This window comes from Bradyrhizobium sp. USDA 4473 (assembly GCF_054063335.1).
In genome coordinates this window covers 1,217,739-1,230,123 of record NZ_JBSSGE010000001.1, presented here as the reverse complement: position 1 = coordinate 1,230,123, position 12,385 = coordinate 1,217,739, and the positions used below count along the sequence as shown (strand labels likewise).

Sequence of the window (12,385 nt, the reverse complement as noted above, 5' to 3'; positions counted from 1 at the left end):
CGGCTGCGGAATGATTCCCGCCGTCGTCCCGGCCCCCGTGCGCAATTGCGCACTCGGCCGGGACGACGTGGGGAGGGATTACCGCGCGCTACAACGGAATCCTGCGATACTCGCGGTTCGACAGGCTCGCCTCCTCCAGATCGAGGTCGCGCTCGATGCGGCGCCTGGTTTCGTCGGTGATCTTGCCGTCGCGCAGCAGCATGTGGATGAACTTGCGCTCGGAGGCGATCAGCTCCCGCGTCAGCGCGGTGCCGGTGGCGGAGACGTCGTGCCTGTCGGGGTCGAGCGTATCGGGCAGCTGGTTGATGCGGATCTCGTGCCGCGAGCGCAACAGCTTGACCACCTCGTCGGAGAGTTCGCGGTCGTCGGTGATCGCATCGAGCGATTTCAGCGCGGCGTTCAGCGCCTCGCGCCGCGCCGCGATCTCCTGCTCGTGCTCGGCGATGTGCTCGCTGCGGCCGTCCTTGGCGAGGCCGAGCCAGCGCACGACAGGCGGCAGGGTGAGCCCGAGCCCGACCAGCGTCACGAAGATGACGCCGAAGGCAACGAACAGGATCAGGTCGCGATAGGGGAAAGTATCGCCATTCGGCAGCGTCAGCGGCAGCGCCAGCGCCGCCGCGAGCGAGACCGCGCCGCGCACGCCGGTGAAGGCGACCACGAACACCGCCCGCCATGACGGCAGCGGATCGCGCTCGCGCATCCGCTTGCTGATCCAGCGCGGCAGATAGGTGCCGGGAAACACCCACAGGAAGCGCGCCACGATCACGATTGCCGCGACCAGCACGGTGACGGTCACGATGTCGTGCAGCGGGAACGCCTTCGACTTCTCGACCAGCGAGCGCATCTGGAAGCCGGTCAGGAGGAACAGCAGGCCTTCGATCAGGTAGATGATCAAATCCCAGAAGAAGATGCCTTGCAGGCGGGTCGCGGCCGAGATCAGCAGCGGTCCGTTCCAGCTCATATAGAGCCCGCAGGCGACGGTCGCGATTACGCCGCTGCCGCCGAAATGCTCGGGGATCCAGTAGGCGAGATAGGGCGTGATCAGTGACAGCGTGATCTCGACCTGCGGATCCCTGGCGCGGCGGCGGGCGCGCAGGCTGAGCCAGCCGACCGCGGTGCCGAACGCGATCTCGCCGGCGACGATCACGAAGAAGGTGCCGGTCGCCTTCGGCAGCGAGAACAGCCCGGTGGTGATGGCGGCGAGCGCGAAGCGGTAGAGGATCAGCGCGGTCGCATCGTTGGCGAGCCCTTCGCCCTCGAGCACCACCAGGATGCGGCGGGGCAGGCCGAGCTTGCGCGCGATCGCGAGCGGCGCCACCACGTCCGGCGGCGCGACGATCGCCCCCAGCAGGAAGCCGATGCTCCAGGGCAGCCCGATCAGATAATGGGTCGCGGCCGCCACCATGAAGGCAGTGAAGATCACACAGCCGACCGAGAGCAGGATGATCGGCCGCAGGTTGGCCTTGAACTCGCGCCAGCTCATCGCGACGCTCGCCGAGTAGATCAGCGGCGGCAGCACCACCAGCAGCACGAGCTCGGGCGGCAGTTCCAGCGACGGCATGCCCGGCACGAAGGCGAGCACGATGCCGACCAGCAGCAACAGGATCGCCGGCGCGATATCGGTCCGCCGCGCCACCAGCGCGGTTCCCGCCAGCACGCCAAGCAAAGTGAGAAAAATCTGAAATTTGGCTTCCATAACGGGCTCAATTCGCCCGGAAACCAGCGCCAGTCAATGCGGTCCGGCCGGAGCCGGGCCGCGAGGGTCGTGTCACAAGGCCGTCGCGGGGATGCGGTTGGCCGCCCGGTCAGTCCCTGAGGTCGTAGCGGTAGGACTTCGAGACGATCTGCCAGCCATCGGCGAGCTTCATCGCCACCAGATAATCGGTGAAATAGCGCGGCGGCAGCTGGCAGCGTACCTTGATGAAGGCGGTGTTGTCGTCGGAGCGGTCGATAGTGACGATGAAATCCTCGCGCGGCTTGCCTTCGGCCTTGGCCGAAGTGCGCTTGCGCACCAGCGCGAGCCAATCGGGAACAGTCAGGACCTTCAGCTCGCCCTTCTCCACCCAGCGCAGATCGGCGCTCGGATGAAACGCTTCGGCGAGCTTGTCGGCATTGCTTTCGTAGAGGCCGTCGAAATAGGTTTGCACGACGCTTTCGACGCTGGATCGGTCTTGGCTCATGGGTTGGTCCTCCCGGCAGGAAATGAACGGCCGGAATGTAGCCATGAACCGCCTGATAGCGCCATGGCCGGCGGCAAAATTCCGCGTGAGGAGTACGTTGTGACCGCATCTGCAAATTCGAACGCGAATTCGAGCCATCGCATCCTGACCGGCGAGTGCTTCTGCCGCGACGTGCGCTACGAGGTCGCCGACGCGTTTGCCTATGCGCTGAATTGCCACTGCTCGAATTGCCGGCGCACCACAGGATCGGCGTTCAAGCCGTTCGCAGGCATCGCCCGCGAAAAATTCGCCGTCGTGCGCGGTGCCGACGGTCTTTTGATCTACGGCGATGCGGTCACCCACGATGCGCATTGCGGGCGCTGCGGGTCGCTGCTCTATTCGCAGGTCCGCGACGGCGCCTATGTCCATGTCACGATGGGCACACTGCGCGACGCGCCGACGATCCGGCCGACCGCGCATATCTTCGTCGGCTCAAAGGCGCCGTGGTACGAGATTTCGGACGAGCTGCCGCAATATCAGGGGCATGTGACCCGAAGCGGGGAATAAACCCCTGCGGGGGCAGGTCTGGCAGCGCGAGGGCGAGCAAGTTCCGGTCACCCCGCCGATGGCGGACCCGCTGCCGGTCACTTGCGAACCGGCGGTCGCTTCCGCTGACTAACAATGAGGGCGGCACGGTCCCCGCGGGCGTGGATCGTGAGCCGCCTCACAAAGCGTAGCACTGCTTTCTGGTAGTCGGGGCTTACGTGTTAGGACATGCCGGATATTGGACGTCAGGTCCTGGAAGTGTCGCCATGAACGGGTCTGGGCTGTTGAAATTGAATCGATTGCTGTTTGCCGTCGCGGCCGTTCTGCTGGTCGTCTGCCAGCCGGCCTTCGCCGAGAAGCGCGTCGCGCTGGTGCTCGGCAATTCGGCCTACAGGAACACCGCGCCGCTGGCGAACCCGGTTAATGATGCCTCGGTGATCGCCGCGACGTTGAAGAACGCGGGCTTCGACGTGGTTGATTTCCGCAAGGACCTGCCGGCGGTCGAAACCCGCCGCGCGCTGCGTGAATTCGCCGACCTCGCCCGCGATGCCGATATCGCGCTGGTCTACTACGCCGGCCATGGCATCGAGGTGGACGGCGCCAATTACCTGATCCCGGTCGATGCCAGGCTGGAGCGCGACACCGACGTCTATGACGAGGCGTTTTCGCTCGACCGCATCCTGGTTGCCATCGAGCCGGCGCGGAAGCTGCGGCTGGTGATCCTCGATGCCTGCCGCGACAACCCGTTTGCCAAGACCATGAAACGAACCTTGGCGACCCGGGCGATCGGGCAGGGGCTCGCCAAGGTCGAGCCGACCAGCCCGAATGTGCTGATCGCCTATTCGGCGAAGGCCGGCTCCACCGCGGCCGATGGCGACGGCAAGAACAGCCCGTTCACGCTGGCGCTGTCGAAGTTCCTGCCGACCCCCGGCCTCGATGTCCGCCGCGCCTTCGGCTATGTCCGCGACGAGGTGCTGAAGACCACCAACAACCGCCAGGAGCCGTTCGTCTATGGCTCGCTCGGCGGCGAGGACGTGCCGCTGGTGCCGGCGGCGCCGAAGCCCGCGCCCGCCGCAGCTGCCGCGCCCGCGGCGCCAGTGCCGACGCCGCAATCCGAGGCGCGTCGCGATTACGAGCTGGCGCTGCAGATCGGCAACAAGAGCGCGATGAACGCTTTCCTCGCCCAATATCCGAGCGGCTATTATGCCAATCTCGCGCGGTTGCAGCTCGAGAAGTTCGCTGCCGAGGACGCGCGCGTCGCCGCCACCGAGAAGGCGCGTCAGGCCGAGCAGGAGCGCGCTCGGCTCGCCGCGGAGGGCGCACAGAAGGCGCAGCAGGCGAAGGCCGAGGCCGACGCCAGGGCGGCCGAAGCGGCGCGTCTTGCGGCCGAGAAGGCCAAGCAGGTCGCGCAGGAGCAGGCGGCAGCGGCCGAGCAGAAGCGGCAAGCCGATGCGGCGCTCGCCGATCGAACCGGAGCAGACAAGACGGCCTCTGATCAAGCAGCAGCGCAAGCGGCGGGCGCTCCTCCGCCGGCGCCCGAGAAGACCACGACCGTGGCGGCGCTGGCGACCGGCTCACCCGAGGTCGATGTCGTCAAATCGGTGCAGACCGAATTGCGCAGGGTCGGCTGCCTGACCGGCGCGGTCGACGGCGATTGGAACGCGGCCTCGCAGCGCTCGCTGACGCTGTTCAACCGCTATGCCGGCACCAGGCTCGAGATCAAGACCGCGAACCTCGACACGCTCGACGCCATCAAGCTGAAGCAGGCGCGCGTCTGCCCGCTGGTCTGCGAGCGCGGCTACAAGGCCGACGGCGATCGCTGCACCAGGATCGTCTGCGCCGAGGGCTCGTTCCTCAACGATGACAATGAATGCGAGAGGCGCCGCGAGCGGAAGCCGGTGGCCAAGCGCGACAGCGACGAGCGTCCGTCGCGCCGTGAGCGCGCCCGTGCGTTCCGTCCGGAGCGCGAGCAGGGCGAACCGCAGGTCCCATCAGCGGGAATTCCGCGCCCGCAGAAGCGTGCAAGGGCTGAGGGCGGTGGCAGCGGCCAGATCATGTGCGACGCCTATCTATGCCGACCGGTCCGGCACGGCTGCCACCTCGAGTACCGCGGTGGCGGCGGCCCCGGCCTCGGCGTCGGCAATGTCGAGGTCTGCAACTAGGCCTGATGAGGTTAGTCGGAAGCAGGCGGCGGGCACCATTTCACCTCGCCCCGCGTGCGGGGAGAGGTCGGATTGCATCGTAGATGCAATCCGGGTGAGGAGGACTCTCCACGAGCGCAGCTGTTACCGTTTGCGCGGAGACAGCCCCTCACCCCAACCCTCTAAGAGCAAGCTTCGCTTGTCTCGACCCCGTAAGAACGGGGCGAGGGAGCACAGTGCCGTCGCGGTTGCTCTGCGATCCAATCCGATCACGTGCTAGATCGCGCTCGCCGCGATGTTCACCATCAAAGCCAGCAGCGCGGTGTTGAACACGAACGAGATGATGCCGTGCACGGTCGCGGTGCGGCGGATGATCTTGTCGGTGATGCCGACGTCGGAGACCTGCGCGGTCATCCCGATCACGAACGAGAAATAGACGAAGTCCCAGTAATCGGCGTCGGCATGCGCATCGCCGCTCGGAAACTGCAATCCGCCGGGCGTCTTGCCGCGATAGAACTCATGGGCGTAATGTAGCGCGAAAGCGGTATGCACCGCGGTCCATGACAGCGTGATGGTGACGATCGCCGTCGCCAGGCCCGCCGGGCTGCCCTTGGAGGCGCCGAGTTCGAACACGATGGCGAGCAGGCTCGCCAGCGCGCCGAACGCGGTCAGCAGCAGGATCAGGAAACGGCCATCGTCCTGCAGGATCGCGCTGCGCTTGATGTGGGCGACGCCACAGCGCAGCATCATCACATAGGCGAGCACGAGATAGAGCGCGGCGAAGGCGTCCCAGCCGGCGAGCAGGCGCGTGACGAGGCGCGTCGCACCGGGGATCAACAGCGCAACGGTGATGCCGAGTGCGAGCGAGACGAAGGTGCGCGGCCGGCCCACGACGACGCGGACCGGCATCGGCAGCTTGCGGAAACGAACAAGGCGGTCGTCGAACTCCTTGTTCATTTCACTTCCAGCTAGTTCTTGCGCTCGGCGACGAAGCGCGCCGCGGCACGCAGCACGTCGCCGCGCTCGCCGAACACCGACAATGCGGCATCGGCGCGCGCCAGCAGATCGCGCACGCGCTGCTTGGCGCCATCGATGCCGAGCTGGGTGACGAAGGTGGTCTTGCCCAGCGCGGCGTCCGCGCCGGCCGGCTTGCCGAGCGCGGCGGCGTCGCCCTCGACGTCGAGCAGATCGTCGGCGATCTGGAAGGCCTCGCCGAGCGCTTTGCCGTAATCGTCGAGCGCCTGGTATTCCTTTTGCGAAGCCTGTCCGAGGATCGCGCCGGCGATGCAGCCGAAGCGCAGCAGCGCGCCGGTCTTCATCTGCTGCAGGCGTGCGACGTCGACCGGCTCGCGGTCGCCGAAGCGGCCTTCGCCTGCGAGGTCGAGGATCTGGCCGCCGGCCATGCCGCCGACGCCGGAGGCGCGCGCCAGCGCGCGGGTCAGCAGCAGTCGCACCTGGGCATCTCTGTGGATCGCATCGCGGGTGATGATGTCGAAGGCGATCGTCAGCAGTGCGTCGCCGGCGAGGATTGCGGTGGCATCGTCATAGGCCTTGTGCAGGGTCGGGCGGCCGCGGCGCAGATCGGAATTGTCCATCGCCGGCAGATCGTCGTGGATCAGCGAGTAGCAGTGGATGCATTCGAGCGCAGCGCCGACCAGCAGCGCGGACTCGCGCGGAATGCCGAACACCGCGGCGCTCTCGACCGCGAGGAACGGCCGCAACCGCTTGCCGCCGCCGAGGCTCGAATAGCGCATCGCCTCGATCAGCCGCTTCGGGCGCACGATCTCGTCGTTTTCGGTCACATCCGACAGCAGTTTCGCGAGCAGGGCTTCGGTATCCTCCGCGGTCTGGTCCAGCCGCTTGGAAAACTCTGCAGTACCGGTCGTCATTAAGAATTGCTCCAGATCGATTTTCGGCCGGACAATCGTTGATGGCACCGGCTTCGTCAATTGCTGCCCTCCGACGGATTGCGCCTTAAAAGTGCTGGAAAAACCGTGAATTATCCCGCAGACGTCTGACGGCGCCGGCCGTATCCTGGCGGGCGGGTCGCAAATCCTCTCTGGAGACGCCCTCCCCGGAAACCCCCGTTTTGCGCATCGTCCGAATTTTATTGCTGCTTTTGCTGGCCCTGCTGTTGCTGCCCTATCTGGTGACGCCGTTCTACCGCACCGGTCAGCCAGTTTCGGCCCTGATGGCATGGCGGACCCTGCGCGGGGCCCCGGTGACCCGGCATTGGATCGAGTTCGGCGCCATGTCGCCCTATTTGCCGCGGTCCGTGGTGGCCTCCGAGGACGCCCACTTCTGCAAGCATCACGGGATCGATTGGGGGGCACTGCGCGAGGCGCTCAACGATGCCGAGGACGGCGAGGCGGCGCGCGGCGGCTCCACTATCACTCAGCAGGTGGCCAAGAACCTGTTCCTGTGGCCGGGTCGCAGCGTGATCCGCAAGGGGCTGGAACTGCCGCTGGCGCTCTGGATCGATTTCGTGCTGCCCAAGCAGCGGATCCTGGAAATCTACCTCAATATCGCGGAAATGGGCCCGTCCGGGCAGTTCGGCGTTGAAGCCGGGTCCCAATATGCCTTTGGCCGGTCCGCGGCAGGGCTGTCACCCCGGGAGGCAGCGCTGTTGGCGGCGATCTTGCCGAATCCGGTCAAAAGGAACGCCCGGAGCCCGGGTCCGGGGGTGCGCAGGCTGTCCGGGACCTATATGGCTCGGGCCAACACGGTGACCCACTGCTGGCGCGAAAATCGCGGCCCCTGAGGCCGATTTCGGGCGGATTTTGCGGTCTTCAGCCCTAGCTTTACGCTGGACCTTCCTCTATAAGCGCGGCCTTACCGGCATCGCAGCTGGCGCTTTGAAGCGCTGTGCGCTCGTCCCCATTTCGGACGATGCCTCCGCAACACCCCTAGAGGACACCGTCATGGCCGTTCCCAGAAGAAAAACCTCGCCGTCGCGCCGTGGCATGCGCCGTTCGGCCGATGCGATCAAGACCCCGACCTATGTCGAGGACAAGGACTCCGGCGAGCTGCGCCGTCCCCACCACCTCGACCTGAAGACCGGCATGTACAAGGGCCGCCAGGTCCTGAAGGCCAAGAAAGAGTCCTGATCGGACCTTCGGCTGTCGCGCCGCCGAGTATGATCCGGAAAAGTGTCTAGCGATTTCCGGTCAGATCACGCTCTGGTCAAAACGGCGCTGCGCCCGAATTCGGCCAACGAGTGCGGTCAAGACGGGCGCGTCCGCGGCGAAGCCGATGAGCATCGCCGCATTGCTGGTTCTTCCTGAATAAGGCGCAAGCCCCGATGGTCGGTTTTCCGCTGCTGCTCGTTCCGCTCGCGGTCTACAACATCATCGCTTTCCTGATGCCCGGCGTGTCCTTTACGGACCCGCTGATCAGGCTGACCTTGCTGTCGGGCGAAGTGTGGCAGATCACGCTCGGCGACATGCTGCTCGCGGCCGGCGTGCTGCTGTTGCTGCTCGAGGTCATCAAGGGCGCGCGCCCCGGCGCCAAATATCTCACCGATCATCTGCTGTCGCTGATCGTGTTCGGCGCGGCCGCTGCCGAATTCGTGCTCTGGCCGAAATTCGGCAACTCGACCTATTGCCTGCTCGCGCTGCTGGCGCTGGTCGATTTCATTTCCGGAATTGCGCTGCGCACCCGTCGCCGTGCGGTGATCGCGGCACCCGCGCCGAGCGTCAGCAAGGCGCAGCCCGAGGCGCCGCAGCCCGCGCCGGCCGTGGCACCTGCGCCGCGTGTCGAGCCCGCGCCTGTCGCCACACCGGCGTCTGCTGCGCCGCCGGCGGCCGCGCCCGTTCCTCCGGCGACATCGGTCGCGGAATCCGTGCTGCTCGATCCGTCTGCGCCGAAGCCGACGGTTGCCTCGCCGGATTTACAGCCGGGCGGCCAGCCATCGTCGGACGCCCCGCAGCGCTAGACGGTTCTCGCGGGAGAGGTCATGAGCCAGCAAGCGCCCCTTCCAATCGCCGATCAGACGACCACCCAATCGATCTTCGACTGGCTCGAACGGTTCGCCGCCTGCGTCAGGGCAGTCGACTATGCCGCCGCCCGTCCGTTCTGGCATTCCGACATCATCTCGTTCGGCACCTATCAGGAGCTGATCCACGGCCGCACGCGCTGGACCGAGATGCAATGGGACAATGTCTGGCCCCGCACCGCGGATTTCGCCTTCGATCTCGCGCACACCGAGGTGCTGGTGAGTGCCGATGGCGGCATGGCGACGGTGATCACACCCTGGACCAGCACCGGCTTTCATCCGGACGGCAGCCGTTTCGACCGGCCGGGGCGGGCCACGATCATCCTCGCGCGGCAAGCCGACGGGCGCTGGCTCGGCATTCACTCCCACATGTCGCTGCGCCGCGGCGTGCCGCAGGACAGCCACGGTAACCGGCCGGTCAAGGCCCGCTGATCGCGTGATGATTTGCTAGATGATTTGCCTTGTGCGCCGCGTCACGCTGCGGCGTTCGTCGACATGCGGGCCGTAAGCGCTCTGCGCGTCGGCCAATGACCCACGCCGCAGGCTGCGCGTTTGCGGTTCGTGCGCGGCAGTTGCGATCAGGTGCGCCAAAAATGAAGGGTCGCCGTGGGGCAGCGGAATCTTGGGTGCCCAATGGGTGGTCGCCGCCAGCGGCACCAGAGCCGTGCTGGTCACCCCGGCCACGTCGGTGAACTCGCCGTCCAAGACTTCCAATTGGATTTCCGATTGATCGATATCCAGCATCGCCTGCGACCCGTTGGAGCGTCATAGTTTGGGACGTCACGTCCCTCCGCGACAACCCTCATGGCAAGGGTCATGCCCGCCATCCCCAGTTCGTTCCCGGGCGGTCCAAAACGTGGTTTCCAGATTATTTATCAACTTCTCCTAGCGTTGGATTCGCCGGAACTACTATCTTGAGGGTGTGGAGAATCACCGGGCTCCGTCCCAGATCGAGACATGTTCGATGCCACCTGTCCCGCCAGCTGCCAGCATCCTCGCCTCGCTCGGCCAGGCGACATTCGCCTGGGACCTGGCGACCGACGCGATTGCCTGGAGCGACAATGCGGCGACGGTCTTCCCGGATATCCCTGCCGAGGCGCTCGCCAGCGGTGCCGAGCTCGCCAAGCTGATCGAGCCATCGCGCGGCATTCGCGCGGATGCGCTCGGCCAGTCGGCGCCGGTGCAGAGCGGGGAGGGCGTGCCCTACCGGATCGAATATGGCGTGCGCGCCGTCACCTCGGCGCCGGTGATCTGGATCGAGGAGACCGGCTGCTGGTTTGCCGGCGCTGACGGTAAGCCGGCGCGCGTGCAGGGCGTCGTCCGCGTCAACAATGAACGCCACGCCCGCGACGAGCAGCTCTTGAAACTGTCGCGGCACGATCCGCTGACCAACGAGCTCAACCGCACCCATCTGGTCGCCTCGCTCGCCGAAGCGATCGAGGAGTGCGCGCGCTTCCGCACCTCCTGCGCCTTCATGCTGATCGGCATCGATCATCTGGCGCGGGTCAACGATGCCTTCGGTTTCGATGTCGCCGACGCGGTCATCGCCGAGGTCGCGAAGCGGATCCGCGCGCGGCTGCGCAGCGGCGACATGCTCGGCCGCTTCTCCGGCAACAAGTTCGGCCTGATCCTGCGCAACTGCACCGTCGACGACACCAACGTCGCGGCCGAGCGCTTCCTCGCCGCAGTGCGCGATGAGGTGGTGCCGACCAAGTCTGGCCCGGTGTCGGTGACGGCATCGATCGGCGCCGTCACCATCCCGCGCCACGCGAAATCGGCGGAGGAGGCGGTCAATCGCGCCCAGGAGACGCTGGACGCCGCCAAGAGCCGCCGCGCCGGATCGTTCGCGCTGTGGAAGCCGAATGTCGAGCGCGATGCCCAGCGCCGCGTCAACATCCGCGTCACCGACGAGATCGTCACCGCGCTGAACGAGCGCCGCATCGTGATCGGCTTCGAGCCGGTGGTCGATGCGCGCCTGCGGCAGCCGGCGTTCTACGAGTGCCTGGTCCGCATGGAGCAGGACGACGGCCGCGCGCTGCTGGCGCCCGATATCGTGCCGGTCGCCGAGCGGCTCGGCCTGATCCGGCTGGTCGATCATCGTGTGCTGGAGCTTGCGATCGCCGAGCTCGCCGCAGCGCCGGGCGTGCAGCTCAGCCTCAACATCTCGCCCGACACCACGATGGATCCGGACTGGTGGGCGACCATCGAATCCCTGATGCGCGCGCATCCCGGCGTCGGCGAGCGGTTGATCGTCGAGATCACCGAGACGGTCGCGATCCAGGATATCGACGATGTCCGCGGCTTCGTCACGCGGCTGAAGAATTTCGGCAGCCGGATCGCGATCGACGATTTCGGCGCCGGCTACACCTCGTTCCGCAATCTGCGCAAGCTCGGCGTCGATATTGTGAAAATCGACGGCGCCTTCGTGCAGAACATCGTGCGCTCGGCCGACGATCGCGCCTTCGTGCAGACGCTGATCGATCTCGCGCGCCGCCTCGAGATCAAGACGGTCGCCGAATGGGTGCAGGATGAGGAAGCCGCCGTGATGCTGCGCGAATGGGGCTGCGACTTCATCCAGGGCCGCCTGATCGGCCTCGCCTCGCCGGACCGGCCGTGGAACGTGCCGGCGGAGAAGACCGTGCCGGCTACGGGGTAGGTCGGCCTGCCACTACAAAACCCGCCATCCTGAGGTGCGAGCGGAGCGAGCCTCGAAGGATGCATGGCCCGGCTGGTGGCCGTCGACCCTTCGAGACGCCGCGCAAGGGCGCGGCTCCTCAGGGTGACGGGATTCAGAACTGGACAGCCCAGCGACTCAGACCTACTCGTCCTTCTTCGCCGGCTGCGACATGCGCTCGAGGCGCTCCTGCATGTCCTTCATCTGGCGGCGCAGGTCGTCGATGTTGCCGTCGTCAGGCGCGGGCTCCGGCACCTTCTCGGCCTCAGTGCCGCCGCGCTGCGGCACGAACGGCTTGAACATCGAGAAGGTCTGCTGGAACAGCTCCATGTTGCGGCGGACCTGCTCTTCCAGCGGCGCAAACGGCGTGCCGCTCAGCGCGCCCGCGATCTGCTTGCGGAACTTCTCCTGCTCCTTGGTCAGCGTCTCGATCGACTGTTCGAGATATTTCGGCACCACCATCTGCATGCTGTCGCCATAGAAGCGGATCAGCTGGCGCAGGAAGGTGGTCGGCAGCAGGTTCTGCCCGGCCTTGTTCTCCTGCTCGAAGATGATTTGCGCGAGCACGGAGCGGGTAATGTCGTCGCCGGTCTTGGCGTCATAGACGAGGAAATCCTCGCCCTCCTTCACCATCGCCGCGAGATCCTCGAGCGTCACATAGGTGCTCGTACCGGTATTATAGAGCCGCCGGTTCGCGTATTTCTTGATCGTGGTCGGATGTTCAGATTTTGCCATGGGCTCTCACTTCAACACCGAAGAACCTGGAACCCCGACGGCATCGCCGCAGGGCTAAATGCAACGCATCGCAGCAAAGGTAAGCATTTTCAAAGCCGCTCGGCTACCGTTTTGTGCTTTGCGGTTAATTCCAAAG

At 66.0% G+C, this 12,385-nt stretch carries 13 protein-coding genes; 7 read left to right on the top strand and 6 right to left on the bottom strand.

Going from position 1 to position 12,385, the window contains the following annotated elements:
• Positions 1-88: 88 nt before the first annotated feature.
• Together ACVW17_RS05775 and ACVW17_RS05770 are read right to left on the bottom strand one after the other, a co-directional pair.
• Positions 89-1,696 (bottom strand): Na+/H+ antiporter, encoded by a 1,608-nt coding sequence (locus tag ACVW17_RS05775; RefSeq protein ID WP_456751024.1) that lies wholly within the window; start codon positions 1,694-1,696, stop codon positions 89-91.
• A gap of 109 nt (positions 1,697-1,805) precedes the next feature.
• Complete coding sequence (locus ACVW17_RS05770; RefSeq protein ID WP_016847513.1) at positions 1,806-2,180, bottom strand: nuclear transport factor 2 family protein; 375 nt, start codon at positions 2,178-2,180, stop codon at positions 1,806-1,808.
• A gap of 99 nt (positions 2,181-2,279) precedes the next feature.
• Between ACVW17_RS05770 and ACVW17_RS05765 the strand changes: the two genes are divergently transcribed.
• On the top strand, positions 2,280-2,726 hold the full coding sequence (locus tag ACVW17_RS05765; protein ID WP_456751023.1) for a GFA family protein: 447 nt from the start codon (positions 2,280-2,282) through the stop codon (positions 2,724-2,726).
• 245 nt (positions 2,727-2,971) lie between these two features.
• A complete protein-coding gene (locus tag ACVW17_RS05760) occupies positions 2,972-4,867 on the top strand; it encodes a caspase family protein (protein WP_456751022.1) in 1,896 nt (631 codons plus the stop codon).
• Between the two features lie 255 nt (positions 4,868-5,122).
• On the opposite strand, the gene ACVW17_RS05755 is transcribed toward ACVW17_RS05760, so the two are convergent.
• Both ACVW17_RS05755 and ACVW17_RS05750 read right to left on the bottom strand, forming a co-directional pair.
• Positions 5,123-5,803: a DUF1345 domain-containing protein gene (locus ACVW17_RS05755; RefSeq protein WP_456751021.1), complete on the bottom strand. Its 681-nt coding sequence runs from the start codon at positions 5,801-5,803 to the stop codon at positions 5,123-5,125.
• Between the two features lie 11 nt (positions 5,804-5,814).
• Positions 5,815-6,735, bottom strand: coding sequence for a polyprenyl synthetase family protein (locus tag ACVW17_RS05750; RefSeq protein WP_456751020.1), 921 nt, complete (start codon positions 6,733-6,735; stop codon positions 5,815-5,817).
• Positions 6,736-6,935: 200 nt separating this feature from the next.
• Here ACVW17_RS05750 and mtgA point away from each other — a divergent pair, with 200 nt between their 5' ends.
• The 4 genes from mtgA to ACVW17_RS05730 all read left to right on the top strand — a co-directional run bounded on the left by mtgA (position 6,936) and on the right by ACVW17_RS05730 (position 9,272).
• Entirely contained in the window at positions 6,936-7,607 is a 672-nt protein-coding gene (gene mtgA / locus ACVW17_RS05745; protein WP_456751019.1) for a monofunctional biosynthetic peptidoglycan transglycosylase, read from the top strand.
• Positions 7,608-7,767: 160 nt separating this feature from the next.
• Positions 7,768-7,953: a 50S ribosomal protein L32 gene (gene rpmF / locus ACVW17_RS05740; RefSeq protein WP_021077536.1), complete on the top strand. Its 186-nt coding sequence runs from the start codon at positions 7,768-7,770 to the stop codon at positions 7,951-7,953.
• Between the two features lie 194 nt (positions 7,954-8,147).
• Complete coding sequence (locus tag ACVW17_RS05735; protein ID WP_456751018.1) at positions 8,148-8,780, top strand: hypothetical protein; 633 nt, start codon at positions 8,148-8,150, stop codon at positions 8,778-8,780.
• A 21-nt stretch (positions 8,781-8,801) separates the two neighbouring features.
• Complete coding sequence (locus ACVW17_RS05730) at positions 8,802-9,272, top strand: YybH family protein (RefSeq protein WP_456751017.1); 471 nt, start codon at positions 8,802-8,804, stop codon at positions 9,270-9,272.
• Positions 9,273-9,287: 15 nt separating this feature from the next.
• Here the strand turns inward: ACVW17_RS05730 and ACVW17_RS05725 are convergent, their stop codons facing one another.
• Positions 9,288-9,584 carry a hypothetical protein gene (locus tag ACVW17_RS05725; RefSeq protein WP_456751016.1) on the bottom strand — a complete coding sequence of 99 codons (297 nt, stop codon included), beginning with the start codon at positions 9,582-9,584 and terminating at the stop codon, positions 9,288-9,290.
• Between the two features lie 220 nt (positions 9,585-9,804).
• On the opposite strand from ACVW17_RS05725, the gene ACVW17_RS05720 reads away from it, so the two are divergent.
• Complete coding sequence (locus ACVW17_RS05720) at positions 9,805-11,496, top strand: putative bifunctional diguanylate cyclase/phosphodiesterase (protein WP_456796856.1); 1,692 nt, start codon at positions 9,805-9,807, stop codon at positions 11,494-11,496.
• Positions 11,497-11,658: 162 nt separating this feature from the next.
• Here the strand turns inward: ACVW17_RS05720 and phaR are convergent, their stop codons facing one another.
• Positions 11,659-12,249 (bottom strand): polyhydroxyalkanoate synthesis repressor PhaR, encoded by a 591-nt coding sequence (phaR, locus tag ACVW17_RS05715; RefSeq protein WP_456751014.1) that lies wholly within the window; start codon positions 12,247-12,249, stop codon positions 11,659-11,661.
• Between the last annotated feature and the right edge of the window lie 136 nt (positions 12,250-12,385).

Bases quoted from the DNA above. Each gene is read 5' to 3' on its own strand.
- ACVW17_RS05775 (WP_456751024.1), bottom strand. From the start codon at position 1,696: ATGGAAGCCAAATTTCAGATTTTTCTCACTTTGCTTGGCGTGCTGGCG.
- ACVW17_RS05770 (WP_016847513.1), bottom strand. From the start codon at position 2,180: ATGAGCCAAGACCGATCCAGCGTCGAAAGCGTCGTGCAAACCTATTTC.
- ACVW17_RS05760 (WP_456751022.1), top strand. From the start codon at position 2,972: ATGAACGGGTCTGGGCTGTTGAAATTGAATCGATTGCTGTTTGCCGTC.
- ACVW17_RS05755 (WP_456751021.1), bottom strand. From the start codon at position 5,803: ATGAACAAGGAGTTCGACGACCGCCTTGTTCGTTTCCGCAAGCTGCCG.
- ACVW17_RS05750 (WP_456751020.1), bottom strand. From the start codon at position 6,735: ATGACGACCGGTACTGCAGAGTTTTCCAAGCGGCTGGACCAGACCGCG.
- rpmF (WP_021077536.1), top strand. From the start codon at position 7,768: ATGGCCGTTCCCAGAAGAAAAACCTCGCCGTCGCGCCGTGGCATGCGC.
- ACVW17_RS05735 (WP_456751018.1), top strand. From the start codon at position 8,148: ATGGTCGGTTTTCCGCTGCTGCTCGTTCCGCTCGCGGTCTACAACATC.
- ACVW17_RS05730 (WP_456751017.1), top strand. From the start codon at position 8,802: ATGAGCCAGCAAGCGCCCCTTCCAATCGCCGATCAGACGACCACCCAA.
- ACVW17_RS05725 (WP_456751016.1), bottom strand. From the start codon at position 9,584: ATGCTGGATATCGATCAATCGGAAATCCAATTGGAAGTCTTGGACGGC.
- ACVW17_RS05720 (WP_456796856.1), top strand. From the start codon at position 9,805: ATGCCACCTGTCCCGCCAGCTGCCAGCATCCTCGCCTCGCTCGGCCAG.
- phaR (WP_456751014.1), bottom strand. From the start codon at position 12,249: ATGGCAAAATCTGAACATCCGACCACGATCAAGAAATACGCGAACCGG.